The following is a 25592-nucleotide window of genomic DNA, read 5'->3' on the forward strand; positions in this document are numbered from 1 at the left end:
GACTCATTAACGCTTTCGCTGTTCAGTTTTCAAAGAGCATTTTTTTGTCGAACGTTTTATATCTTATCACGTTCGTTATTTACGAGTCAAGAAATTTTTTATCGAATCTCGTTTTCTTTTCTCGCATTTTGTCGTCGTTCTTGGCGACAAGGAATAATCTATCACATATAAAATTCTAAATCAAGAGTAATTTTAAAAGTTTTTTTATCGGCAGACGAGAAACAGCTAAAATATCGCGATACGAAAGGAAAAAGAGCGAGAATACTATCTCACTCTTTATCAAATAGTAGGAGCCAGTCCTTCGCCAACATTCCAGGAACATGTATAAGATAACGCTAGCGAAAAAGAAACAAGGGAACTATTCCTTTACTCGCTGGTAAAACTCTTCTCGCAGCAGCCCCATCATGATGGTGTCGTAATACTGCCCATCTACATATTCATTTTGGCGCAGTCGCCCTTCTATCACAAAGCCTGTTTTTTCATAGGCGCGAATAGCACGCATATTTCCGCTCCACGTATCCAACTGCACCCGATTCAAGTTCAGCTTGGAAAAGAGGAAGTCGAGCAGGAGGAGCAACGTATCTGTACCGTAGCCTTTGCTCCAATACTCTTTCGCCATGATCGCAATACCAATCGTGGCTGTCCGCGTAATGGGATTCACATCTCGGTAATCACAATTGCCGATGTGCTCTCCGTCCAACGTACAGACAGAGAATACAAAACTCTTAAATTTATCATCCGGCCGTGAAGCACGAACGTTTTCCTCATACATGGCTCGTAGTGATTCGAGCGAAACATAACTATAAGTTACCAGGCTTGAGCCCGCTGCCCATTTGGCCGCCTCTTCATCGTTGCGCCACTGGAACAGTCTCTCCATATCCTCAGCAATAACTGGTCGTAATTGCACTAAATTCCCTTTGATCATTAAGTATCCTACCCTTCGATTGGTGTTTGAAAATAGAGTCTCTTTGATTTGAAGTGAACTTGCATTTGTTCATGGTCACCACACCTTTCGAAGTAAGATACCGATTATTCTAGCAAAATAACCACGCTCTGGAAACAGAGGTGGCTATTATTATATGGGTTAACGACGCCTCTGGAGCTCCGTCAGCACTTCATCCAGCGGCAGCTTTTGCTCCCGTAACAAAACCATCAAGTGAAAGATCAGATCTGAGGCCTCATACCGCAGCTCCTCACGATTTCGATTTTTCGCTGCAATAATGACCTCGGCTGCCTCTTCTCCGACCTTTTTCAGGATTTTGTCTACGCCTTTTTCGAACAAGTAGGTGGTATAGGAGCCTTCCGGACGCTCTGCCTCCCGCGCAGCAATCAGTTCTTCAAGCTCACGCAGGATCGCAAACCGATCTGCTTGTACTGACTCATCATCTGTATTGGAGAGAACTTCCTGCGAGAAACAGCTGTACACTCCCGTATGACAAGCGGGCCCATTCGGCTCGACCATCACAACCAGTGCATCTCCGTCGCAATCATACCGCATAGAGACGATCCGCTGTGTATGTCCCGAGGTCTCACCCTTGTGCCACAATTGTTGTCGGGAACGACTCCAAAACCATGTTTCTTTGGTCGCCAATGACTTTTGTAGCGATTCTTCATTCATATAGGCAAGCGTCAAGACTGTCTTGCTTCCGGCATCCTGCACGATGACAGGAATCAAACCCTTTTCATCAAAACGCAATTTTTCCAATGCAAACGCTTCTGCTCCTGTCATGGTCGTACGACAACTCCTTTGGTTTGCAAATACTCTTTCACCGATTGAATCGACGTCTCATCATAGTGAAAAATGGAAGCAGCCAACGCGGCATCTGCCTTTCCTTGCGTCAGCACATCGTAAAAATGCGCCCTCGAGCCCGCTCCACCAGAAGCAATGACCGGAATCCCGACCGCTTCTGATACCCGCTTGGTCAATTCGAGTCCAAAGCCTCTCTTTTCTCCATCGTCGTCCATGCTGGTCAAAAGGATTTCGCCCGCTCCCAACGCTTCTGCCTCCTGCGCCCAACGGATGATGTCCCTCCCCGTCGCATTCCGTCCACCGTGGGTATATACTTCCCAGCGATCTTCCCCGACACTTCTCGCGTCAATCGCCACGACAATACATTGTGAACCGAAGACCGTCGCTCCCTCGCGGATTAATTCTGGACGCAAAACAGCCGCTGTATTCAACGAGATTTTGTCCGCGCCCGCACGCAATATCCTTTTCATATCGTCGACGCTGTTAATGCCACCACCGACCGTAAAAGGAATCGTAATGTTTGCAGCCGTTTTTTCGATGACATCCACCATCGTCTTGCGCCCTTCGTGGGACGCAGAAATATCGAGAAAAATCAGCTCGTCTGCTCTCTCCTCGCTATACTTTTTTGCCAGTTCAACCGGGTCTCCTGCATCGCGAAGTCCGACGAACTGCACACCTTTTACCACTCGTCCATCTTTTACATCGAGACACGGGATGATTCGTTTAGCCAGCATTCGCTTCACGCCTCTCCATACGCTGGAGCGCTTCTTCCAATGTAAAAGCGTCCGTGTAGAGTGCTTTTCCGACAATGGCGCCAGAGACTCCGCCCGAAGCATGGGCAGCCAGCGTCAACAAATCGTCCAGTTGGCTGACGCCTCCCGAGGCAATCACCGATTTACCTGTTGCCATCGCCAACGCTGCAATTTCTTCTACATTAGGTCCTGTCATCGTGCCATCACGGGCGATATCGGTGTAAATAAACGTCTCGGCACCATACGTAACCAACCGCTTGGCAAGCTCTGTTGCTTGCACATCTGTCGTGGTTAACCAACCTCTGGTAGCCACCAGCCCATTCCGGCAGTCCAGACCAATCGCAATCTTGTCTCCATAGTTTTGAAGAATTCGCTTCGTAAAAGGCTCGTCTTCGATAGCAGCTGTCCCGACGATCACTCGCGCAACACCCGCTTCCAAATAGTCCGCGATCTGCTCTTCTGTTCGAATGCCGCCTCCAACCTGAACAGGTACAGGGATCGAGCGCGCTATCTCTTTGATGAGCGCTGCATTTGCAGGCTTGCCTTCCTTTGCCCCGTCCAAATCTACGAGATGAACCCAGGACGCCCCTTGCTCTACCCAGCGCTTCGCCATCGCCAGCGGTGAATCAGCGTACACTGTCTCTTGCCCGTAATCTCCTTGAAAAAGCCGAACACACTTCCCCCCGCGAATATCGATCGCCGGATAAACAATAAAGCTCATGTCAAAACCCCCTCGCATTGAACGGCAAAGTTGCGCAGCAGCAGCATTCCTGTCTCTCCGCTCTTTTCCGGATGAAACTGCATACCGTATACGTTGTCACGATTCACAATGGCTGTGACCTCCTGGTGATAGTCACTCGTCGCAAGCAAGACATCAGGCTCGCACAAGACATGATACGAGTGGACAAAATAAACGTAATCGCCATCCTGCACACCGTTTAGTAACGGTTGCTTTTGCTTGATCATCAGTTGGTTCCAGCCCATGTGCGGTACCTTGTAATCCCCGCGAAAACGAACAACCTCACCACCGAGTAGCCCCAAGCCCGTATGCTCGCCATGCTCCGCACTTTTCTCAAATAAAAGCTGCATGCCGAGACAAATGCCCAAGATCGGACGACCTGATGCTGCGTATCTCTTGATCGCTTGCTCTAATCCAAGCTCACGTATGTTGGCGATAGCATCCCCGAACGCCCCGACTCCAGGCAAAATCAACCCGCTATATTCTTGCAGACGCTCTGCTTGAGAGACGAACTCGTACGAATAGCCCAGCCTTTCCAACGCCTTGCTCAAGCTGTACAGATTCCCCATGCCGTAATCGATGATGCCGATCATGCTACAAAACCCCTTTTGTGGACGGGACCCCTTTTACACGCGGATCGATCGTCGTCGCTTCATCCAGTGCACGGCCCAGCGCTTTGAAAATCGCCTCGATCATGTGGTGTGTATTGTGACCGTAATGCAGGATCACATGCAGATTAATCCGCGCCTCCAGCGCAAGTTTCCATAAAAATTCATGTACCAGCTCCGTCGGAAACTGACCAACCATATTCGTAGGGTACGTAGCGCGATATTCCAGATGAGGACGGTTGCTGATATCAATGACGACCTGCGCGAGCGCGTCATCCATCGGGATAAACGCATTTCCATAACGCTTGATGCCTTTCTTGTCTCCCAAGGCTTCCCGCAGAGCATGCCCAAGACAAATCCCGATATCCTCCACCGTGTGATGATAATCGATTTCGATATCTCCCTTTGCCTTGACAGTCAGGTCAAAATGTCCGTGTCGCGTAAACAGGTCTAGCATATGATCTAGAAATGGAACGCCCGAATTTTGCTTGCTCTCACCTGCGCCGTCTACACCAAAGGAAAGCGCGATCTGCGTCTCATTCGTATTGCGTTCGATCTGTGCTGCACGTTGTTTCCCTTCACTCATCTCTTTTCACTCTCCTGCTCTTCGGTCTCAAAATCTCGCAATCGCGCAAGGATCGCTCGACCGTGCCCAGACAATCCTTCCTGCTCAGCCAGTGCCACAATTTTATGTCCATTTTCCCGCAAATCTTGTTTGCTGTAGGAAACAACACTCGACTTCTTGATAAAATCATCGACGGATAATGGCGAGGAAAAACGCGCCGTTCCATTCGTAGGAATCACATGATTGGTACCGGCAAAATAATCCCCGACTGGCTCTGAGCTGTATGGGCCAAGGAAAATCGCACCTGCATTTTCCACTTTGCCGAGATGCTCAAACGGCTCCGCCAGCATGATTTCCAAATGCTCGGGTGCAATCCGGTTGATAACGGCAAATCCTTCGTTCAAATCATCGACGAGTAAAATAGCGCCGTAGTCGCGTATCGCCGCTTCCGCAATCGATTTGCGTGGAAGATCGGCAAGCTGCCGCTCAACTTCCTGTGACACTTGCTCCGCCAACACTTGCGATGTCGTAACCAATATAGCGGCTGACATCGGATCATGCTCGGCTTGAGACAACAGGTCTGCCGCAACGTATCGCGGGTTGGCCGTCTCATCTGCGATCACCGCAATTTCACTAGGACCTGCCACCATGTCGATACTGACCAATCCGAAAACTTCTCGTTTTGCCAGTGCCACGAAAATATTACCGGGCCCAACGATCTTATCGACTGCTTTGATTTGCTCCGTTCCATAGGTCAGTGCAGCGATCGCCTGGGCCCCACCTACCTTGTATATCTCGGTCACATCTGCAATTTGGGCCGCAACGAGTATCGCAGGGTTGATTTTCCCATCCGCTCCTGGTGGTGTCGTCATGACGACTTGTGGAACACCTGCGATTTTGGCAGGGATGGCATTCATTAATACACTGGAAGGATAAGCTGCCGTTCCGCCTGGTACATACAATCCTACGCGCTGCAATGGACGTATCAGTTGGCCCAGTAATGTGCCACTCTCTTTGGTGGTAAACCAGGACTGTCGCACTTGTCGCTCGTGAAACGCCCGAATATTATCGGCTGCTTCCTTCAATGCCGCTTTGACTTGTGGAGAAACGAGCTCACTTGCTTCTGCAAATTCGCCTTCGCTCACACGGAAGTTTTGCAGAAGCACACGATCAAATCGTTCCGTGTAATAGCGCAGCGCTTCGTCCCCTTGCTGGCGAACCGAGGTGAGGATCGCCTTCACTACGTCTTGTTGCTCTCTCGTCCCTGCGTCTACCGATCGTTTCCCGTCATACTGGCTGGCTGACATGATACGCATGACTGTCTCCCCTTTTTTCTCTAATTCCCGCGAGGTATGACCTCTAAAAATTTTCTGGCGATCTCGTCCACCGCTTCACTTTTCATCCGATAGCTGGCTCGATTGGCAATCAGCCTCGTCGTAATTTCACAAATGCTCTCCAGTTCGACCAAGCCATTTTCCCGCAATGTCCTACCTGTCGAAACAATATCCACAATCCGATCAGCCAGCCCAATCATCGGAGCAAGCTCTACTGAACCATTCAGTTTGATTACCTCAACCTGCTGTCCCTGCTCACGGAAATAACGTGACGCAATCTTCGGATATTTAGTTGCAACACGCAGGGCTTCCGTCGGTTTCCAGTCTGGCAGACCCGCTACCATCATGCGACAATAGCCGATATGCAAATCCAACAGCTCGTAAACATCTCGTTCTTCTTCCAATAAAACATCCTTGCCGACCACGCCAACGTCAGCCACCCCATACTCGACATAAGTAGGAACATCGGTAGGCTTCGCCATGATAAATTCAAGCTTGGCATTTTCCACAGGGATGATCAGTTTACGAGAATCTTGCAGATCCGCAGTGACCTGCAAGCCAGCCTGCTGGAGGAAATGGACAGCCTCTTCAAAAATCCGTCCTTTTGGCATGGCGATCGTCAGCTTTTGGTCGTTTTTCGTGAATGCCATCTCCTACTCCTCCTGTTGTGTCATGCAAATGACCTTGGTATATCCCGCTTCTTGTCCAACCTGTTTCTCATCTATTTTGGAAACGAGACGTGTCACTACTATGAGCCCGTCCTCACGTAATTGCTGTGCTTCTGCCAAAGCGGCACTGCGGCAATCCTCCGTGTAAACAAGCAAAACTCGCGTAGGTGTTTGCCCTTTTACGAAAGGAGTGACCTGAAGCAGCCGATCCATCTTGATCGCAAAGCCTGTAGCGGATGCAGCACGCCCAAATTGGGAGAGCAACTGATCGTAGCGTCCTCCGCCCAATAGCGGGGAGCCCAAATCTGCCGCGTACCCTTCGAATACGACGCCTGTATAGTAGTTCAAATTGATGATCAGATTGAAATCGATTAATAAATCTTCCGTCACCCCGTAGGCTTCTAACGACTGCCACAAGGAAGCAATCGTCTCGACTGCCCTCCCTGCTTTTCCGTTGCCTGCCAGTTCGCGAGCGACCTCAATCTTCCCTTTTCCCCCTTGCAGCCGTAGCAAGGCTTCCAATCGGCTTTTCGCCTCCAGAGGGATGTCTACTGTCGCTAGTAGTTGCCGGAAGCCAACGAAGTCCCGTTCGTACAAAAACTGGCGGAATTGATTGCGAATAGGCGCATCCTCAATCTCTTCCTCCAAAAGACCGTCTACGAAGTCGACATGCCCAATCGCTATACGAAACGTCTCCACACCCGCTGCCCGCAAGCAAAACACAGCAAGCGCGATGGCTTCCGCATCCGCATCGACAGACGCATCTCCGATCAGCTCGATCCCGGTTTGAGAAAACTCCGCATTCCGTCCCGCTTCCTTTTCTTGTGCCCGAAACACATTTGCCTGGTAATACAACCGAATCGGCAATGGAACATCTTTATAAAGGGAGGAAACAACCCTTGCAATTGGCGTTGTCATATCCGGACGCAGGACTACGGTGTGGCCTTGTTTATCCAGGAGGCGAAACATCCGGTCTGTGAGTGTCGCACTTGCTGCTCCTACCGTATCGAAGTATTCCAGAGAGGGTGTGGATATTTCGTCATAACCCCATCGCTCGATACACTTACGCAGCTCCCGCTCCAAGCGGCGTTGTTTCGCCAGTGATTCCGGCAGTATGTCCCGCATCCCGAGCGGCTTTTCGAATCCCAAGGGTTTTGCCATCCTTGTTCCCTCCATCACATTCGCTTTACTCTGCTAATATGGTAACAAACTAAAGTATTATGAAGAAGATTACCACGTCGAGAATCTTAGGTCAACCAAGATGAGAATAGTCGGAAAATTTCACACAAAACAAAAAACCGCCAGGATAAACACCTGACGGCTGATTAAAAGGGAAGAGACGCTACACACCTTCTTCTTCTGAAGCTTTCGTTCGAATGAGCTGCATGGGGTTCCCACCTACAAAGGCACCCGGCGGGACATCTTTATGAACAACCGTTCCCGCTGCGACAATGGCCCCTTTGCCAATTGTTACTCCTGGCAAAATGGTAGTGTTGGCCCCCACCAGGACTGCATCCTCAATAATCACTTCTCCCAAACGGTATTCATCTATCAAATATTCATGGGCGAGTATCGTCGTGTTGTATCCGATCACGCAATTACGGCCGATCTTGATTTTCTCAGGAAACATGATATCCATCATCACCATCAACGCAACCGCACTATGCTGTCCTACTTCCATACGCAAAAATGTGCGGTACATCCAGTTCTTCCACGAAACGATCGGCGTATATCTGGAGAGCTGGATGACGATAAAATTTTTCATGACTTTCCAGAAGCTTACCGTTCGATACATGTGCCAAAGCGGGTTTACCCCATTTACGGGATAACGTGTTGTCTTCCTCATATGCGTCTCTTTCTCCTACAAGTCAGAATCGGCATCTTCTAAAATGGCATTCGACTGTTTCCGTGTGAAGTGCATCGCTGCGTTGTAACCCATCCGTTTCAGACGGAAGTTCATCGCTGCAACCTCAATGATGACTGCCAAATTTCGTCCCGGTCGAACAGGAACGGTAATAATCGGAATCTCGGTATCCATGATCTTCAATGTTTCCTCATCGAGTCCCAACCGCTCGTACATTTTATGTGGCTCCCACAGCTCTAGCTGAACAACCATCTCGATGTTCTTTACATTGCGCACGGCACCTGCACCAAACATCGTCATAATGTTGATAATCCCCACTCCGCGGATTTCCAAGAGATGTTGAATCAGCTCAGGAGCGCTACCGCTTAGCTGCCCGCCCTGTGTCTGCTTAATCTCCACTGCGTCATCTGCAACGAGTCGGTGTCCGCGCTTTACAAGCTCAAGTGCGGCTTCACTCTTCCCGATCCCGCTCGATCCCATAATCAAAACGCCGACGCCGTAAATGTCTGTGAGTACCCCATGAATCGTCGTCGTTGGTGCAAGTCGATTCTCCAGGAAGTTGGTCACTTTCCCGACTAGCGTAGTCGTTGCCAGCGGGGACTGAAGTACAGGTACCCCCAACCGATTGGATACATCAATCATCTCTTCAGGCACCATCTGATTACGGGTCACACAGAAGCAAGGAACCTGACTTTGCATGAGAAAATTCATCCGTTCAAGCCGTTCCTCTGGAGTCAGCGTTTGAAAAAAGTTGATTTCCGTCAAGCCGAACAATTGAATCCGCTCTTCCGCATAGTACGAATAGTAACCGGCTAACTGCAGGCCGGGACGACTCAAATCCGTTACGGTAATCTCACGCCCCAAGCCCTCTTCCCCGCTCAAGATCGTCATATTGAAATGGTCCACTAAATGGCTCACATTCGTCTTACGCATGAAGCTTCCCCCTCACATGGGATTTTCCGTCCCTATGGTTGTGTCTCTATTGTATCGAAACCTTTGTACCTACGACAACCTAATAAGACCGACCATCCTGATTAGGCAAAAACCCCGCGACTCGTTTGAGAGAATACGGGGCTTTTTCGAACATACTACCTCTTTTCTTTTTTCATCCCTACCACAACTTCAATGAGGTAGCCAAAAATACTCATCAGTGCTGCTGCCACGATGACAGTGCCAATGTTGTCAGGCCATGGCCCCACTTCAAAGCCGTCAATAAAGTAGGCAGTCAACGCAAACGTCACGGCATTAATGACAAACCAGAACAAGCCGATCGTCAATACTTGCAAGGGAAAAGTAAAAAACAGCAGAATCGGCCGAATCAGTGTGTTCACCATCCCCAAAATCAACGTAGCCCATAGTGCTACAGTGAAATTCGCGACATAAATGGAATGGAACCAATTGCTGATCAAAAGCAGCGCAGCCCCATTTAAAAGCATTTTGATTATCCAGCGGCTCATGGTGCATTCCCCCTATACAGTCTAGCCTTCGCGCAACGACTATCGAACCCCCGTTACTTCCCATTCCCATTGCTCAAAAAACGTTGTCATGAATCGATGTCTGTCATCGGCGATTTTCTGGGCAGTCTTGGTGAAAAGCTTGTCTTTGATGCGCTGCAGCTTCCACGTGTATTCCTTATAAGGTGTATGCTGATTGGGGTCATCCGATTGTATGGGTTGCCCAATAACCCCAGTATAAGCAAAAACCCGGGCCACTCCAATAGCCCCAATCGAATCCAACTTGTCGGCATCAAACAGGATCTTTTCTTCCAGGGTATGTGGGGGTCGTTCTTTGCGAAAACGATGGGCGAGTATCGCAGACTGAACACGTGAGATGAATGCTTCCGTCATACTGCGTTCGGCGAGCCATTCCCCTGCTAGTCTTGCACTGATTTCGGCATGGCACTCGCCTGTTTGCCGTTCTTCTGCTCTCCCGATGTCATGCAGCAATGCAGCGAGGCGCAGCACTTCCATATCTGCCCCTTCCTCGCGGCCAATTCGCTCACACATCGCCATGACACGCAAATTATGCTGCCAATCGTGAGCAGGATCTTGTCCATCAAAGCACTTCTGTGCTTCTCCCACCAGATCAGCAGGTAGTGCGGCAAGAGAAGCCTTCACGTAATCCATCTTTTCCTCCCCCTTTGCGTCCACCTAGCAAAGACGCCCCCCTGAATCAGGGAGGCTGTCTCTCGATTACTTCGAAACGAATTGCTCTAGCTTGGCATTCGTCCGTTCTCTATCACGTTCCAAAATCGGCTTCAAATAGATACCCGTATAAGAGCCTTCCATTTTCGCCACTTCTTCCGGTGTACCCGTTCCGACAATTTCTCCGCCACGGGTACCACCCTCAGGCCCCAAATCTACGATGTAATCAACCGTTTTGATCACATCGAGATTGTGCTCGATGACCAGCACTGTATCGCCGTTTTCTACCAATCGTTGCAGCACCTTCAGCAAACGATCGATATCATCCGTATGCAGACCGGTTGTCGGCTCATCCAAAATGTACAAGGTACGTCCTGTGCTGCGTCGATACAGCTCGGAGGCAAGCTTGACGCGTTGTGCTTCCCCGCCAGATAGCGTGGTAGCAGGCTGTCCAAGCTTCATATATCCCAGTCCTACGTCTACGATGGTCTGCAGCTTGCGCTCAATCTTCGGCAAATTGCGGAAAAACTCTACCCCATCCTCGATCGTCATTTCCAAGACATCAGCAATGCTCTTGCCTTTGTATTTCACATCGAGCGTCTCGCGGTTGTAGCGCTTGCCGTGGCAAACTTCGCAAGGCACATACACATCCGGCAAGAAGTGCATCTCGATTTTAATAATCCCGTCACCGCTGCACGCTTCACAACGGCCGCCCTTGACGTTAAAGCTGAAGCGACCTTTTTTATAACCGCGCACTTTGGCTTCGTTGGTGGAAGCAAACAGGTCGCGAATATCGTCAAAGACACCTGTATATGTCGCCGGATTGGAACGTGGTGTACGTCCAATTGGAGATTGGTCGATGTCGATTACCTTGTCCAAATGCTCCAGTCCCAGGATGCGGCGATGCTCCCCTGGCTTCACCTTTGCTTTATTCAAATCGCGAGCCAGTGTCTTTTGCAAAATTTCATTGATCAGTGTACTTTTTCCTGAGCCAGATACACCTGTTACGGCAACAAAAACGCCTAAAGGAAGCTTCGCAGTAACGTTTTTCAGGTTGTTTTCCTTCGCGCCCTCAATCTTGATCCATTTGTCCGAAGGCTTGCGACGCTCCATCGGAACAGGGATGAATTTGCGCCCGCTCAAATAAGCTCCCGTCAAGGAGTTAGGGTCCTTCATGACTTCTTCCGGAGTTCCTGCCGCTACGATTTGACCGCCATGTATGCCAGCTCCCGGTCCAATATCGATAATATAATCGCAGGCCATCATCGTATCCTCGTCATGCTCGACGACGATCAATGTATTCCCCAGCTTGGTCATATGTTCCAACGTCTTGATCAGACGCGCGTTATCCCGCTGATGCAGTCCGATACTCGGCTCATCCAAAATGTAAAGAACGCCCATCAGACTAGAACCGATCTGCGTAGCCAGTCGAATCCGCTGCGCTTCTCCCCCGGACAGTGTCCCCGCCGCACGGCTCAGCGTCAAGTAATCCAGTCCGACATCAATCAAGAAGTTCAGTCGCGCCTTGATTTCTTTTACGATCAGGTTCGCAATCTTCGTTTCCCGCTCTGTTAGTTCCAGCCCATCGACAAACTGATGCGCATCGAGAATCGACAGCGTAGTCAGCTCAGAAATGCTGCGCTCCCCGACCTTTACCGCCAAGCTCTCCTGACGCAAACGTTGACCTTTGCAGACAGGACAAGCTTTTTGGCTCATAAATCCTTCGATCTGCTCGCGGATGTAATCCGAGCTCGTCTCCAGATGACGTCGTTGCAGGTTGATGACGACACCCTCGAACGGTACGACCGCCTCGCGCACTTGCCCAAACTCATTCTCATAGCGGAAGTGAATTTTTTCGCCCTCACTGCCGTACATCAGGATTTGTCGATGCGCTGCCGTAAGCTCCTCATATGGCACATCCATCCGAATGTTAAAGTGGCGGCAAGCTGATTCCAACAATTGTTGATAGTACGTCGAAGTCTTCGGCTCCCATGCGCCAATCGCCCCGTCATCGAGCGTCTTCGTCGCGTCGGGAACGACCATATCCGGGTCTACCTCTAGCTTGACACCCAGTCCATCACACTCTGAGCAAGCACCAAATGGGCTATTAAAGGAGAAAATCCGCGGCTCCAGGTCTCCAATGGAGAATCCGCATACCGGACAAGCATGCTTTTCACTGAACAGCAGCTCCTCTTGCTCCATCACATCGACGATGACCTTGCCATCTGCTAAACGAAGTGCCGTTTCCAAGGAGTCTGCGAGACGCGCCTGTACATCCGGCTTCACGACGACCCGGTCCACAACAACTTCGATGTTATGCTTCTTGTTCTTTTCCAGCTTGATGTCTTCGGACAGATCGGTAATTTCGCCATTGACCCGCACGCGGACGAAGCCTTGCTTGCGGATGTCCTCGAGCAGCTTGACGTGCTCTCCCTTGCGTCCTTGCACCATGGGAGCTAGAATCTGCATTTTCGTGCGCTCAGGATACTCCAATAGGCGATCGACCATTTGTTCAATGGTCTGGGATTGGATCTCGATGCCATGCTCCGGGCAAACCGCTCTACCGACACGCGCATACAAAAGGCGCAAATAGTCGTAGATTTCCGTAACCGTACCTACCGTGGAGCGAGGGTTGCGGCTCGTCGTTTTCTGGTCAATCGAGATCGCAGGGGATAGTCCCTCAATCGAATCCACGTCCGGCTTGTCCATTTGCCCGAGAAATTGACGGGCGTATGCAGACAGAGACTCGACATAGCGTCGTTGTCCCTCTGCGTAAATCGTGTCAAAAGCAAGCGAGGATTTACCCGAGCCAGACAAACCCGTCAGAACGACGAATTTGTCCCTCGGAATGACTACATCAACATTTTTCAGGTTGTGGGCACGTGCACCCTTTACGACAATATGTTCTAATGGCATGAAAAAAACCTCTCCTTAGAGTTCCGCCTTCAGCTCAAGAATCAAATCACGCAATTCGGCCGCACGCTCGAACATGAGGTTGCGGGCCGCTTCCTTCATTTCTTCTTCCATACGTTCTATAACAGCCACGCGATCCTTCTTCGGCATTTTCTTGAAGTCTGCATGTGGCAAGTAATCCGCTTTTTCCTCCGCTACCTTGGTCGCCTCGATCACTTCGCGGACGGACTTTTTCACGGTTTGCGGCGTGATGCCGTGCTCTTCATTGTAAGCCATCTGAATGGAACGACGACGCTCCGTCTCCCGGATCGCAGAGGTCATCGAATCTGTCATTTTATCCGCGTACATGATAACGCGTCCTTCTGCGTTCCGCGCTGCCCGACCAATCGTCTGAATCAGCGAGCGCTCATTACGCAGGAAGCCTTCCTTGTCTGCATCCAATATCGCTACGAGTGATACTTCCGGCAAGTCCAAGCCTTCCCGCAAGAGGTTGATCCCGACCAGCACGTCAAACTCACCCAAACGTAACGAACGTAAAATTTGCATCCGCTCAATCGTTTTAATATCGGAGTGAAGATAGCGAACCTTGATTCCGATTTCTTTCAGATAGTCGGTCAAATCCTCAGACATTTTCTTCGTCAGAGTCGTGACGAGAACCCGCTCATTTTTTGCAATCGTAGCTTGAATTTCGCCAATCAAATCGTCAATCTGTCCCTTGATCGGACGTACCGTTACCGTCGGGTCAATCAAGCCTGTCGGACGAATCACCTGCTGCACCATTTCCGGGCTGTGCTCCAGCTCATAAGGTCCAGGTGTAGCTGAAATGTAGATCGCTTGTTTTATCTTTCCTTCAAACTCTTCGAACTTGAGTGGGCGGTTATCGCGTGCAGAAGGCAGACGGAATCCGTGATCGACCAGTACATCCTTCCGTGCGCGGTCACCATTATACATCCCCCGAACCTGCGGCAAGGTCATATGCGACTCATCCATCATGACGATAAAATCCTCTGGGAAGTAATCCAGCAAGGTATATGGAGCATGACCGGCAGGCAGTCCTGTCAGATGGCGCGAGTAGTTCTCAATACCGGAGCAAAAGCCCATCTCCATCATCATCTCAATATCGTACCGTGTGCGTTGCTCCAGTCGCTGTGCTTCCAGCAACTTGCCCGCATCACGGAATTCTTTCAGTCTTTCTTCCAGCTCGGCCTCAATGCTTTGGACAGCCAGCTTCATTTTCTCCTCACGCGTCACATAGTGAGATTTAGGGAAGATGGCAATGTGATCACGCTGTCCCAAAATCTCGCCGGTCAGTACGTCAATCGAAGTAATCCGTTCAATTTCATCTCCAAAAAACTCAACGCGAATCGCCTGCTCACTCTCCGAGGCAGGGAAAATCTCCACGACGTCACCCCGCACACGGAAGGTACCGCGCGTGAAGTTGATGTCGTTGCGTGTGTACTGGATATCGACCAGACGATGCAAAATCTCGTCCCGTCCTGTTTCCATGCCAACACGTAAAGACAAGAGCAGCTCCCGATACTCCTCGGGCGAACCCAATCCGTAAATGCAGGAGACGGAGGCAACGATGATCACATCTCGGCGTTCAAACAACGCACTGGTAGCGGAGTGACGGAGCTTGTCGATCTCGTCGTTAATGCTCGAGTCTTTTTCAATAAACGTATCCGATTGGGGAATGTATGCTTCGGGTTGATAGTAATCGTAGTAGCTGACGAAGTATTCCACCGCGTTGTTCGGGAAAAACTCCTTAAACTCTGCACAAAGCTGCGCGGCCAGAGTTTTGTTGTGTGCCATCACGAGTGTTGGCCTGTTCACCTGAGCAATTACCTGGGCAGCCGTAAAAGTCTTTCCCGTTCCCGTCGCACCCAGCAATGTCTGGTGTCGCTTGCCAGCCTGTAACCCTGCCACCAGCTCGGCAATGGCGGTCGGCTGGTCACCGGATGGTTGAAACTCCGATACCAATTCAAAACGCTCCATTCCCTCGTTCATCTCCTCATAGCATGACTGTTTCTACTTCCATTATAACACAATTTCGGCTAGTTTAAGCCCAAAATTCGAACAAACGTTTGTCTTCATCTTTCCGCCGATTTTTCCGATATAAGATGAAGGAAGTACAAACATGCGCAGATAGACTCGCCACCTTCAGGGAGGATTGACATGTCAGATACCGGAACAACCGTTAAAAATAACCCTTATATACAACCGCACATGAGCTATAAAGGCAAAAAAGAATTCACCACCGAGCTCGACCAAAATGCCTTTATGAAGCTCATGCTGGAGCAATTAAAGCATCAAGACCCTATGTCCCCAATGGACAACTCTCAGTTCATCCAGCAAACAAGTATGCTAACCATGGTAGAAAAAATCACAAAAATGACCACGCTGATGGAACAATCGAACAACAGCATGGTCACTTTGGAAAAGTATGAAAAGCTGGTAGGTCGTACAGCCTCGTATTCCCTTACTACAAAAGACGAGATGACGGGAGAAACTAAGACGGAGAAGAAAGAAGGCGTACTTGATGCCGTCTACATGGATCAAGGCAAAATCTACTTCCGTGTCGCAGGCGAATCGACACCGATTCCACTGGCAGACGTCTCCGGACTTGAATCGCAAGGTCTGGCTGGCAATACGCTCGATAATAGCGTGAAGTACATGGAAATGATCGGTCGAGAGATTTCCTATAAAGTAACCAAGGAAGTAGACCGGGATGGCAATCCAGCTACCATACACGACGTTTCCAAGGTAGATGAAATCTTGAATGGCGTCATCACTGGCTTTACTACCAAAAACGGCACCGCACAATTCCAACTGGATAATGGATCAACTGTAAAAGCCGAAGAAATTGTAGGCATGACGGTAAAACCTGAAAACAGAACAATGGGCAACTCCCTTGCCTACGCGCAAATGATCGGCTACAACATCACGTACAACCAGTCTCAAACAAATCCAGACGGCACCACTACCAATACGCCTCTTACCGGAGTGGTCAAAGCTGTCAGCATGAAAAACGGAGTAGTCGAATTCGTCCTCCAGGATGATAAAAAAGTTGGTCTCAATCAAATCACAGGCTTCGAAGCAACTGCCTAGAAGCATAGTTAAAAGCCGCAACTCTCCCAAATCGGAGAAGGCGGCTTTTTCTCATACAGAGCTCTATTCGTTTACGATCACTTTTCCGGTTATCGCATCCACATAAAACGTATCATCTACTTTAAATTCTCCCCCACAGAAGCAATGCGAGCGAGTTTGGCGAAACGAAAGGTCATAGCCGAGCGTCCAGGTAATCGTGTCTTTCTCGTAATCTGGCTTGTGGATGTAGGTCAGCTCAAGTGGAAAGGTTTGCAGTAAACGGGTCATGGCCACTTGTTCTTTAAGCGCTTGGGAACGGGCCGGGTATTTGACACTGGCCGGTTTGTTTATGCTCACCTGCTCCCATGTACCCGTCCATGAATCGATTCGAATCGTATACATCCCCTGTTCCACACTCTGATTGATCCCATAAACCGGAATGCCGTTCACAAGCGGATCAGCTACGATCGAGGTGTACCTTTCATCTCCATCCTCTGTTACTAGTATCTGATTGCTTCCAGACGGAGTTAGTCTTTTCAAAAGCTTATCCGCTTCCATCCGATCACGCTTCTTATCCGTTTTCACGTTTGACCATTGCGGATTGTTCTCCTTTGTGGAAAATTCGAGCAGTTGACCTGTCTTTGCATCCGTCACGAGGAGATGATGCTGCTCGCCGTTACTGCTTCCCTCAGGAAAGGTAGCCAATCGAGATATCTTGTCAGCATCGGGAATCCCCTCACCAAAATTTCCCCATATGAAATAACGACGGGCTGGACCATCGTCGTAACTCGCCTCGTAGACGGACAGCGGCAGCTTTTCTGTTTCAACGCTAAACAACAAGCGTAACAAATCTCGCGCTTGCGTCTCGGTTTGCGCTACCCACTTCTCACCTGTTCCAGTCACATTGATGGTCTGGGACGGCGGGGTTGTCGCTCGGCTATTCTTTGTTACCAATTGTTTGCCACTAAAGGCATCCAATGCACTACCTGTATGTTGTTGCGTTATGATTCCATTTTTCAGGACATAAGCGAGCTTTGCATCTACCTGATCACTTTGATTATGAATGGGCAATAAATAAACAAGTTCCAATGGACGGCTTTCTTGCCACTTTCGTACTGCTTGTTCGGGGGAGATGATTCGCTGTGGAGATGGGAGTGAAGAGGGACTTATTTTTTCATATAATCTGCCATCAAACGTAGAAAACCAAACGATTCTCCCCGATGCATCAAAACTGACGAGACAATCATAATCGTCATCGAGTACCACATTATTCAGAACTCGCACCAGTCGAACCGTCAATAAGTCCTTATTTTTATAAACCTCCCTCGCTTGATAGGTGTTGCCTGTACCCATTCCCTGCAAACCAGCAACAAAAGCCAACGCACGTGTTTTGGCTTGCTGCTCAGTCGGGTAGGCAGGCTTTGTTGCTGCTTTCGGGGTAAGATTCAGTCTGAGCAGCTCCCCTGTCTGTCCGTCAAAAATCGCATTATCCATGGACGATTCGGCCTCAGCAGCAGATTGTGCAAACGTGACCACCACCCCGCTAACACCGGGTCCATCCACATCGCCACCGTAAACGACATAGCGCGAAGATAGTTCCGGTAAAAGCTTGACTAGCTTTTGGACACCTTTCGTCACATGCATCGGCACAGCCACAACCGCTTGAGCCTGCGCTACGCTCACAGGACTCGTTGCACCTGCTCCTGATAAGGGTGCGGCAAAAACCGTGGCGGCAGCTAATGTACCCAACAAAAACCACGAGACCGTTCTTTTCACTTTGAACACCGAACCCACTCCCTCTTTTTTCCTCCTACATAGAGACGTGACAGCCACCAGTAAGTTTCCGAATGGACAAGCTTTTCTCGAAAAAAAGAAGGCATGCACGTTTGACTGCATACCTTCTCCCCAACTATCCTTATGCTCCTACATTCAGCTTCTCCAGCTTTTGCTTGATTAGCTCGACTACACTGGCGCGTTTCAAATCAACAAATGCACGGGTATTTGCATCCGGAACCACAATGATCCCCAGTTGGTGATGATTGCCCGCATAGACCGCACACTGTACGAACTTCAGCTCGCCTTCACGGGTGAGTACTTCCATTTTGCAAAAGGCAGGATTGGCTTGTAGTGCTGGATATAAATCTTCTTTTTCCCGCACAGAAATGCCATTTACTTTCACGATAATCTCACCGGGCGTGATACCGATCTCCTCTGCTCTCGTCCCCGGAATGACACCCATTACTTTTACACCACGCGAAGACTGGATGAAATAAGGCGAACGCTTTCTTTCTTGATACTGACTCCAGAAAAACAGTGCCTCATGACCGAATAGTGCAAAGATCGCGGCCAGCAAGATCAACGGATGAAACCATACTACCAGAGCGCACAAACCCAACAAAATGAGCGCATACAGCGTCAAATTTTTCGCAACCTGTTTTGCTTTTCTATACGGAGTCATCGTTTGCGTCATATCAGAGAATCCTGTCACTGTCGGCAGAAGCATCAGTCCGAATGAAGCGGCTTCTGGCGAAAAGAACGGCCACCCTGGATACAACGCACCGCTGATAGCACCTGGCTCCATCTGTACGAATAGCACGGCTGGCGTCAGCCAAAAAGAATGAAGCAAATAGGCACCCACGATCCGACCGCGTTGCCCTTCTACGAACAGCGGTGAAGCATCTCGCCCGCCATTCCAGCGTACGAGCATCGCTTCAATCAGATGCATGATCGCAACTAGCGCAAGCAAAGGCAAAGGTTTCGCCTGACGAATCATTTCCCAGACATAGCTCAATCCAGGAACATCCGTGACCGGTGGAATGACCTGTGTGATCGCGTGTAAAATCGCCAAAATTCCCGCAGCATATGCGAAACAGAGAAACCGTAAACGAATCAACGCCAAGATGAGCGCCAATCCCCATAGTATCCACAAATCCTGTGCTTGCACGACCACGCCGAGTCCTGCACTAAGAAGAGAAATAAACAAGCCTCCCACCAAGCCCATCCCTACAGTACGTATCGTCGAGAGCAAGGGGGACTGAATGCGCGCAGAAAAAAGCTGTCTTTCCAGGTTCATCTGTCTGCGATAATGCAAATAAATAAAAACTAGAAAGAGATAGAAGACAGGATTGATAAAAAATGCGGCAAAGCCATATGCAATGGTAAGCATATCCGCCTGTATCGCCAATTGCCTCACCTCATCTAAAAGAAAGAAAAACCACGGCATTTGATTTGCCGTGGTTATCATTTCTACGGAAAGCAGGGAATTACCTGCTTCCATTTTCTTGATTATTCATTACTTGCCCGTGACTACATCCAGAGCTTTTTGCAATTGCAGGTCATTCTCTGGCTTCGTCATCGTTTTACGGAGACTTTCTTCCAGTGAAGAGCGTGTCTTCGCGTCTACTTTACCAGTTACCTCAAGCTTGTTGGAGGTTTGGAACTGCTTGATTGCGTCTTCTGTCTTTTCATCAAAATAGCCATCTTCTCGTCCTGGGGAAAGATTCAAGCCCTTCAGGATGAGTTGCAGGTTTTTCACGTCAGTGCCAGCCATATCGCGCTGCAATACTTTATCTGCCGGTAGCAGAGTTGCGTTGAAATAGTCTGGTTGCTTGACTGCAAAGTCTGGCGTAATGCCTTTTTTATGGACCCATTCACCCTTCGGTGTGACCCACTTGGCAATCGTCAGCTTCAATTGGCTCTTGTCGTTCATTTCCATTGTACTCTGAACGGTTCCTTTACCAAAGGTCTTCTCACCGACAAGCTTGTAATTGCCGCTATCCCGCAGGGCACCCGCTAGAATCTCCGAGGCACTAGCGCTTCCGCCATTAATCAGTACCGAGATTGGGTAAGGCTTAGCAGCTTCTGTAGTCGAGAAATACTCTTCTTTTTGCTGTCCGCCATTTCCATACTCGATTTGCACGATCTTGCCTTTATTCGGTACGAGGATTTCTCCGATTTCTTTCACAGCTAACAAATACCCGCCCGGATTGCCTCGAACGTCAATGACCAAACCGCCAATCCCCTTCTGCTCGAGAGCAGCTAGCTGATCTTTGAAGTGCTTAGCTGTTTCTGTAGAGAATTGGGTAATGTTGATCACGCCTACTTTAACACCGTTCTTTTCAAGTATCTGACTGTTTACCGTCTCAATCGGAATATCGTCCCGTACACACACGATGGTAAGAGGCTCTGGCACTCCGGCCCTCACTACTTTGAGAACTGCCTTTGTACCTTTAGGCCCGCGAATCTTCGTTACTGCCTGATGCAGGTCCAATCCTTCAAGGGATTCGTCGTTTACGCTCAAAATTTGGTCGTTTGGCCGCAGCCCTGCACGCTCCGCTGGAGAGTTTTTGAACGGCGAAACAACTGTTACCCGACCATTTTGCATCGTTACCTCTGTCCCGATCCCTTGGAAAGTCGAGTGTAGGGTAGATGTGAACTCCTCAGCAGAACGAGGGTCCATGTAATCACTGTACGGATCTTCGAGCGACCCGACCATTCCGCCAATTGCACCCTCTACTAACTGCTCGTTGGTGACATTTTGGATGTAATCTTTCTTGATTGCTGAAAACGCCTCGTACAGCTTCTGGAACTCTTTCGGATAATCTCCGCTCCCAGAAAACAGCGCCATGCTCGATGCTGTTAAAGCCCCACCTTGACTCGAACTGGCGCTAGCCGATGTCTTCATGATCGCCATCGTAATAAAACTACTGGCTACCATCGAGATGAGTACAAGCGCGATTACGGTACGTCCTTTCCATCTCACTGTTACGTCACCATCCTTTGTGCTACCGGAAAAAGATATGCTGCTAGTGTATGCATGTTCCGTTAACAATATTTGTCTGGTCGCACGAGGGTCTACTTCAAGTACGGCATTGGGTTAACTGCTACGTCATTTTTATAGACGGTAAAGTGTACGTGATTTCCGGTTGAGCGACCTGTTGATCCTACCTCTGCGATCTTTTGACCTCTCGATACAGCTTGCCCAACAGAAACCTTGATACCTCCCTCGCGAATATGACCGTACAAAGTGGTATATTCCGCGTTATGCTTGATCATTACTGTATTCCCGTAGCCGCCGTTATATCCTGCAAAGAGAACGATTCCGTCAGCCGCTGCCATAATTGGCGTTCCCTTCCGTGCTGCCATATCTAAACCATTATGCCCAGCCGAGCGGCCTGTAAACGGGTCTGACCGCATTCCGAAGCCTGAAGTGAAGCGGAATTGTCCACTTGCGACAGGCAAGGCAAACTTTCCACCCTTGTAGCCTGTACTGGATGCGCTCATCGCACGTACTCGCTCTGCATATTTAGCTGATTCCTGTTTGGTGATAGCCAAAAGCTCCTGTCCATACTGCTCCAAATCCACTTCAAGAGCAGATTCTTTCTTATCCAGTTCAGCCTTGACCACTAGACTTTGCTTGTACTGCTTGTCCAATTCGACTTTGAGCTCCTCAGCCTCATCGAACATCCCGGCGTACACAGTCAGTTGATGATCAATTTCTTTCTTTTTAGTCTCGATGGTTTCCTTATCACGAATGTTATCCTCTAAAATACGCGTGTCCTGCTCCAAAATAAGCTGCAAGGCCTGCATACGCGTCAAAAAGTCCCCAAAGTCAGAGGAGCCGAGAAGTACATCCAAGTAAGAGATCGTACCGCGTTCATACATTGCTGTCACACGTGTTCTGAGCAAGGCATCCCTTTTCGCCACGCGGTCTTTTGCCTCATCCAGTTGATCCTGCGCATGTGCTGCTTTTTCCTTGGTATCATCCATTTGCTGCTCAAGCTTGTCCAGCTTTTTCTGTGTATCGTTGCGACGCAAATCGATTTGCATCAATTGCGTTTCCAAGCCCTTTTTCTCTTTTTGCACGACATTGATCTGTTCTTCGGTCTTCTTCAATTGCTGCTGCTGGCTTTTCTTCTTCTTTTGGATTTCTTTTAGCTCTCGATTAATCTTGTCCAAAGAAGCCTTACTAGGCGCTGCCAAGCTCACATTTGTCGGGATCACAGTACCGACTACAAGCCCAGTGATTACGAGTGCTAGCAGGATTCTCTTTCTCATGATACTCCTCCCACGCTCTTCAAATTATTAAACTCGCAAGAAGCGACGTACGGACACCAAACTTCCCCAAATCCCGATGAATGCACCAATCGCCAGCAAAGCCAACGCAACTTGATACACGAGCGGGAATAGCGGCAACAGTTTAAACAGTTGGGAAGCTTCAAAACTGGAGTGGATGGCATCCAGAAGGTAGTAATATCCAACCGTTAACATAATGGTCGGAATCAATGCCCCTGCCACACCCATCATGAGCCCTTCCACAAAGAATGGCCAACGGATAAACCAGTTCGTGGCACCAACCAGCTTCATGATTTCAATCTCTCTGCGACGTGCCACAATTGTCAGCTTAATCGTGTTGGCAATCAAGAACATCGCTGTAAAGCCAAGTCCAATAATAAAGGCAATCCCGACATTACGGACTGCTCCTGTCAAGGAAAACAGCTTTTCCACAGTGCCTTCCCCATAGGTCAGGCTTTTTACATACTGGAGATTTTTAATTTGAGCGGCAACAGCAGCAGTGTCTTGCGGTTGCTTCGTTTTTACGACAAACGCATCCGGCAGAGGATTGCTTTCCTCCAATCCTTCAAACAAATACGCTTTTTCACCAAGGCTCTCTTTAAATTGCTTCAGCCCTTCGTCTTTCGGTATAAATGAAACGGACTCCACTTGCGGAAGTTTCTTGATGTTATTCTCAACCTGTGTGATGTTTTCTTTCGTCGCCAGCAAGTCCATGAAGACGCGAATTTCTACTTGCTTTTCCACAGTTTGCGCAAAGTAATTGACATTCATCGCCAGAATGAGGAAAACGCCCAAGATAAAGAGGGTAATAGTCACGGCACTAATTGAAGCGAACGACATCCAGCCGTTCCGCCCGAGGTTTTTGACCCCTTCACGGACATGGCGCCCCAGCGTCCTAATCTTCATAACCGTATTCCCCTCTCTGCTCATCACGGGCAATTTGGCCTGCTTCGATCGCAATCACCCGTTTTCTCATGGTGTTGACAATTTCTCTATTGTGGGTAGCCATGACGACTGTCGTTCCACGCTGATTGATTTCTTCAAACAGCTTCATGATTTCCCAAGAGGTCTCAGGGTCCAAGTTCCCCGTCGGCTCGTCCGCAATAATAATTCCCGGACTATTTACCAGTGCTCGTGCCAAGGCAACACGTTGCTGCTCACCACCGGACAGCTCATTTGGCAGCATTTTGGCTTTATGCTTGAGCTTTACGAGTCCTAAAACATCCATCACGCGCGGCTTGATTTGTTTAGGATTGCTCTCGATTACTTCCATCGCAAAGGCGACGTTTTCAAACACAGTCAACGTCGGCAGCAGCTTAAAGTCCTGGAACACGACACCGATACTGCGGCGGACCAATGGAATTTGACGCTCTTTGATTCTACTGACATTAAAGCCACCCAAGAAGATTTGTCCTTTTGTTGGCTTCTCTTCACGGTACATCAATTTGATAAACGTAGATTTACCCGCACCACTGGGGCCTACTACGTACACAAATTCACCTTTTTCAATCCGAATGTTGATACCTTTCAAAGCATTCGTTCCATTCGGGTATGTTTTCCACACATCGAACATTTCGATCAAGCCAATCACATCCTACTTCGTCAGATCCTTGTCTATGTATCTTGATCCTGAATTTTAAAGTGAAAATCGACAAAACCCCTCTACCCTCTAGCAACCGCTGCCATACCTTGTTGAAAAACAGCGGGATTTCCCATCTTATCCATTATACCACCACGTTTCACGGATGGTATCCACTAAATCTCTCATTTCTTGTCGAAACAGCTTCGATTGTTAACAACTGTCACGAATTAGGGAGAAAATAAGATTGCACATTCCCAACTAGCATCATGGAAAACAGTTGGCTACAATGAGTGTGACAAGAGGGGCATCATAAAAAAGGAGCTGGTTATCACGTGGAAAATTTTGCTTACCATAACCCGACACAACTGATTTTTGGACGGGGTCAATTGGCCCAGCTCGAGGAAAAAGCAAGACAACTAGGTCCCACTGTTCTTTTGGTATATGGTGGTGGCAGTATAAAGCGAACTGGTCTCTACGACAAAGTAATTTCTCTCCTCCAGTCTGCGGGCTGCCGCGTGCATGAGTTGGCAGGAGTGGAGCCAAATCCGCGTCTGAGTACCGTGAACAAAGGAATTGAGCTATGCCGCCAAGAGGGCGTCAATTGGATTCTCGCGGTAGGTGGAGGTAGTGTAATCGACGCGGCCAAAGCAGTCGCGATTGGTGTGCCTTACGAGGGAGATGTATGGGATTTTTATACGCGCAAAGCGGTCGCACAAGCGGCTCTGCCCCTCGGTACCGTACTGACACTTGCGGCTACTGGTTCGGAAATGAACCGGGGAAGTGTCGTCACCAACTGGGAGACACAAGAAAAGCATGGAGCTGGTACGACGTTTCCGGCGTTTTCGATTCTGGACCCTGAGCATACATTTAGCGTACCTCGCGACCAAACGATCTACGGAATCAGCGACATTTTGTCCCATGTATTTGAGCAGTATTTCACGCATACAACCGAAATTCCATTGCAAACACGTTTTGCTGAGTCGATCATGAAGACCGTTATCGAAAATGCAGAACGTGTCCTCACCAATCCGGAAGACTACGATGCCCGCGCCAACATCCTGTATTGCGGAACAATGGCATTGAACGGCACTCTCCCGGTTGGCGTCACAACAGACTGGGCAACCCACTCCATTGAGCATGCTGTCAGCGCTGTTTACGACATCCCGCACGGTGGCGGTCTGGCGATTATCTTCCCGAAATGGATGCGCTATGTGTACCGTGAAAACGTCGCTCGCTTCGTGCGCTTCGCAACAGAGGTATGGAATGTCGATCCCGCCGGCAAGACAGATGATGAGATCGCCTTGGAAGGGATTGCCGCTACAGAAGCATTCTTTGCGCGTATCGGTGCGCCTACTCGCTTGGCTGATTACGGTATCACCGACGAGCACTTGCAGCTCATGGCCGAAAAAGCCACTCCGTTTGGCCCGATCGGTCAGTTTAAGACGTTGACAAGTGACGATGTGGCACAGATTCTTCGATTAAGTTTGTAAATCTATTTTCATATTTGGGTT

23 protein-coding genes are annotated in these 25592 nt (G+C 49.2%); 2 read left to right on the forward strand and 21 right to left on the reverse strand.

The features are described from left to right. Positions 1-358: 358 nt before the first annotated feature. The 15 genes from ASG16_RS02965 to uvrB all read right to left on the reverse strand — a co-directional run bounded on the left by ASG16_RS02965 (position 359) and on the right by uvrB (position 15332). A complete protein-coding gene (locus ASG16_RS02965) occupies positions 359-925 on the reverse strand; it encodes a GNAT family N-acetyltransferase (RefSeq protein WP_056487200.1) in 567 nt (188 codons plus the stop codon). A gap of 159 nt (positions 926-1084) precedes the next feature. After that, a complete protein-coding gene (gene hisIE, locus ASG16_RS02970) occupies positions 1085-1729 on the reverse strand; it encodes a bifunctional phosphoribosyl-AMP cyclohydrolase/phosphoribosyl-ATP diphosphatase HisIE (protein WP_056487193.1) in 645 nt (214 codons plus the stop codon). Continuing rightward, positions 1726-2484, reverse strand: a complete 759-nt coding sequence (hisF, locus tag ASG16_RS02975; protein ID WP_056487192.1) for an imidazole glycerol phosphate synthase subunit HisF — start codon at positions 2482-2484, stop codon at positions 1726-1728. Before hisF ends, hisIE begins: the two co-directional genes overlap by 4 nt. Then, complete coding sequence (gene hisA / locus ASG16_RS02980; protein WP_056487190.1) at positions 2474-3223, reverse strand: 1-(5-phosphoribosyl)-5-[(5-phosphoribosylamino)methylideneamino]imidazole-4-carboxamide isomerase; 750 nt, start codon at positions 3221-3223, stop codon at positions 2474-2476. Before hisA ends, hisF begins: the two co-directional genes overlap by 11 nt. Then, a complete protein-coding gene (gene hisH, locus ASG16_RS02985; RefSeq protein ID WP_056487187.1) occupies positions 3220-3834 on the reverse strand; it encodes an imidazole glycerol phosphate synthase subunit HisH in 615 nt (204 codons plus the stop codon). The genes hisA and hisH overlap by 4 nt, the downstream gene beginning before the upstream one ends. A gap of 1 nt (position 3835) precedes the next feature. Continuing rightward, entirely contained in the window at positions 3836-4435 is a 600-nt protein-coding gene (gene hisB / locus ASG16_RS02990; RefSeq protein ID WP_056487184.1) for an imidazoleglycerol-phosphate dehydratase HisB, read from the reverse strand. Then, positions 4432-5730, reverse strand: a complete 1299-nt coding sequence (hisD, locus tag ASG16_RS02995; RefSeq protein WP_056487181.1) for a histidinol dehydrogenase — start codon at positions 5728-5730, stop codon at positions 4432-4434. Before hisD ends, hisB begins: the two co-directional genes overlap by 4 nt. A 20-nt stretch (positions 5731-5750) precedes the next feature. After that, the gene (gene hisG, locus ASG16_RS03000; RefSeq protein WP_056487179.1) at positions 5751-6398 is read right to left on the reverse strand and encodes an ATP phosphoribosyltransferase; all 648 of its coding nucleotides are present in this window, start codon (positions 6396-6398) and stop codon (positions 5751-5753) included. A gap of 3 nt (positions 6399-6401) precedes the next feature. Beyond that, complete coding sequence (locus tag ASG16_RS03005; protein ID WP_056487176.1) at positions 6402-7577, reverse strand: ATP phosphoribosyltransferase regulatory subunit; 1176 nt, start codon at positions 7575-7577, stop codon at positions 6402-6404. Between the two features lie 181 nt (positions 7578-7758). Further along, positions 7759-8262: an acyltransferase gene (locus ASG16_RS03010; protein WP_056487173.1), complete on the reverse strand. Its 504-nt coding sequence runs from the start codon at positions 8260-8262 to the stop codon at positions 7759-7761. 15 nt (positions 8263-8277) lie between these two features. Further along, positions 8278-9213 (reverse strand): HPr(Ser) kinase/phosphatase, encoded by a 936-nt coding sequence (gene hprK, locus ASG16_RS03015; RefSeq protein WP_007718288.1) that lies wholly within the window; start codon positions 9211-9213, stop codon positions 8278-8280. A 155-nt stretch (positions 9214-9368) separates the two neighbouring features. After that, positions 9369-9737, reverse strand: coding sequence for a phage holin family protein (locus ASG16_RS03020; RefSeq protein ID WP_056487170.1), 369 nt, complete (start codon positions 9735-9737; stop codon positions 9369-9371). A gap of 39 nt (positions 9738-9776) precedes the next feature. Continuing rightward, on the reverse strand, positions 9777-10406 hold the full coding sequence (locus ASG16_RS03025) for an HD domain-containing protein (RefSeq protein ID WP_056487168.1): 630 nt from the start codon (positions 10404-10406) through the stop codon (positions 9777-9779). A gap of 66 nt (positions 10407-10472) precedes the next feature. Continuing rightward, positions 10473-13340 carry an excinuclease ABC subunit UvrA gene (gene uvrA / locus ASG16_RS03030; RefSeq protein ID WP_056487165.1) on the reverse strand — a complete coding sequence of 956 codons (2868 nt, stop codon included), beginning with the start codon at positions 13338-13340 and terminating at the stop codon, positions 10473-10475. Between the two features lie 15 nt (positions 13341-13355). Next, complete coding sequence (gene uvrB / locus ASG16_RS03035) at positions 13356-15332, reverse strand: excinuclease ABC subunit UvrB (RefSeq protein WP_056487162.1); 1977 nt, start codon at positions 15330-15332, stop codon at positions 13356-13358. A gap of 180 nt (positions 15333-15512) precedes the next feature. On the opposite strand from uvrB, the gene ASG16_RS03040 reads away from it, so the two are divergent. Next, positions 15513-16445: a flagellar hook assembly protein FlgD gene (locus ASG16_RS03040; protein ID WP_056487159.1), complete on the forward strand. Its 933-nt coding sequence runs from the start codon at positions 15513-15515 to the stop codon at positions 16443-16445. Between the two features lie 63 nt (positions 16446-16508). On the opposite strand, the gene ASG16_RS03045 is transcribed toward ASG16_RS03040, so the two are convergent. The 6 genes from ASG16_RS03045 to ftsE all read right to left on the reverse strand — a co-directional run bounded on the left by ASG16_RS03045 (position 16509) and on the right by ftsE (position 24081). Then, entirely contained in the window at positions 16509-18218 is a 1710-nt protein-coding gene (locus tag ASG16_RS03045) for a hypothetical protein (RefSeq protein ID WP_056487156.1), read from the reverse strand. A 121-nt stretch (positions 18219-18339) separates the two neighbouring features. Continuing rightward, positions 18340-19701 (reverse strand): PDZ domain-containing protein, encoded by a 1362-nt coding sequence (locus tag ASG16_RS03050; RefSeq protein WP_056487153.1) that lies wholly within the window; start codon positions 19699-19701, stop codon positions 18340-18342. Positions 19702-19716: 15 nt separating this feature from the next. Then, positions 19717-21186, reverse strand: coding sequence for a S41 family peptidase (locus ASG16_RS03055; protein ID WP_056487150.1), 1470 nt, complete (start codon positions 21184-21186; stop codon positions 19717-19719). A gap of 92 nt (positions 21187-21278) precedes the next feature. Then, positions 21279-22481 carry a murein hydrolase activator EnvC family protein gene (locus ASG16_RS03060; protein WP_056487147.1) on the reverse strand — a complete coding sequence of 401 codons (1203 nt, stop codon included), beginning with the start codon at positions 22479-22481 and terminating at the stop codon, positions 21279-21281. A gap of 27 nt (positions 22482-22508) precedes the next feature. Then, positions 22509-23405, reverse strand: a complete 897-nt coding sequence (gene ftsX, locus ASG16_RS03065) for a permease-like cell division protein FtsX (protein WP_048034987.1) — start codon at positions 23403-23405, stop codon at positions 22509-22511. Then, positions 23395-24081, reverse strand: a complete 687-nt coding sequence (gene ftsE, locus ASG16_RS03070; protein WP_007718270.1) for a cell division ATP-binding protein FtsE — start codon at positions 24079-24081, stop codon at positions 23395-23397. Before ftsE ends, ftsX begins: the two co-directional genes overlap by 11 nt. A gap of 332 nt (positions 24082-24413) precedes the next feature. Here ftsE and ASG16_RS03075 point away from each other — a divergent pair, with 332 nt between their 5' ends. Then, positions 24414-25571, forward strand: coding sequence for an iron-containing alcohol dehydrogenase (locus tag ASG16_RS03075; RefSeq protein ID WP_056487144.1), 1158 nt, complete (start codon positions 24414-24416; stop codon positions 25569-25571). The last annotated feature ends 21 nt before the right edge of the window (positions 25572-25592 follow it).

This window comes from Brevibacillus sp. Leaf182 (assembly GCF_001423865.2).
GTDB classification, from domain to species: Bacteria; Bacillota; Bacilli; order Brevibacillales; family Brevibacillaceae; genus Brevibacillus; species Brevibacillus brevis_C.

Excerpts from the sequence above, each read along its gene's own strand:
- ASG16_RS02965 (WP_056487200.1), bottom strand. The coding sequence starts at position 925 with ATGATCAAAGGGAATTTAGTGCAATTACGACCAGTTATTGCTGAGGAT.
- hisIE (WP_056487193.1), bottom strand. The coding sequence starts at position 1,729 with ATGACAGGAGCAGAAGCGTTTGCATTGGAAAAATTGCGTTTTGATGAA.
- hisF (WP_056487192.1), bottom strand. The coding sequence starts at position 2,484 with ATGCTGGCTAAACGAATCATCCCGTGTCTCGATGTAAAAGATGGACGA.
- hisA (WP_056487190.1), bottom strand. The coding sequence starts at position 3,223 with ATGAGCTTTATTGTTTATCCGGCGATCGATATTCGCGGGGGGAAGTGT.
- hisH (WP_056487187.1), bottom strand. The coding sequence starts at position 3,834 with ATGATCGGCATCATCGATTACGGCATGGGGAATCTGTACAGCTTGAGC.
- hisB (WP_056487184.1), bottom strand. The coding sequence starts at position 4,435 with ATGAGTGAAGGGAAACAACGTGCAGCACAGATCGAACGCAATACGAAT.
- hisD (WP_056487181.1), bottom strand. The coding sequence starts at position 5,730 with ATGCGTATCATGTCAGCCAGCCAGTATGACGGGAAACGATCGGTAGAC.
- hisG (WP_056487179.1), bottom strand. The coding sequence starts at position 6,398 with ATGGCATTCACGAAAAACGACCAAAAGCTGACGATCGCCATGCCAAAA.
- ASG16_RS03005 (WP_056487176.1), bottom strand. The coding sequence starts at position 7,577 with ATGGCAAAACCCTTGGGATTCGAAAAGCCGCTCGGGATGCGGGACATA.
- ASG16_RS03010 (WP_056487173.1), bottom strand. The coding sequence starts at position 8,262 with ATGAGGAAGACAACACGTTATCCCGTAAATGGGGTAAACCCGCTTTGG.
- hprK (WP_007718288.1), bottom strand. The coding sequence starts at position 9,213 with ATGCGTAAGACGAATGTGAGCCATTTAGTGGACCATTTCAATATGACG.
- ASG16_RS03020 (WP_056487170.1), bottom strand. The coding sequence starts at position 9,737 with ATGAGCCGCTGGATAATCAAAATGCTTTTAAATGGGGCTGCGCTGCTT.
- ASG16_RS03025 (WP_056487168.1), bottom strand. The coding sequence starts at position 10,406 with ATGGATTACGTGAAGGCTTCTCTTGCCGCACTACCTGCTGATCTGGTG.
- uvrA (WP_056487165.1), bottom strand. The coding sequence starts at position 13,340 with ATGCCATTAGAACATATTGTCGTAAAGGGTGCACGTGCCCACAACCTG.
- uvrB (WP_056487162.1), bottom strand. The coding sequence starts at position 15,332 with ATGGAGCGTTTTGAATTGGTATCGGAGTTTCAACCATCCGGTGACCAG.
- ASG16_RS03040 (WP_056487159.1), top strand. The coding sequence starts at position 15,513 with ATGTCAGATACCGGAACAACCGTTAAAAATAACCCTTATATACAACCG.
- ASG16_RS03050 (WP_056487153.1), bottom strand. The coding sequence starts at position 19,701 with ATGGAAGCAGGTAATTCCCTGCTTTCCGTAGAAATGATAACCACGGCA.
- ASG16_RS03060 (WP_056487147.1), bottom strand. The coding sequence starts at position 22,481 with ATGAGAAAGAGAATCCTGCTAGCACTCGTAATCACTGGGCTTGTAGTC.
- ftsX (WP_048034987.1), bottom strand. The coding sequence starts at position 23,405 with ATGAAGATTAGGACGCTGGGGCGCCATGTCCGTGAAGGGGTCAAAAAC.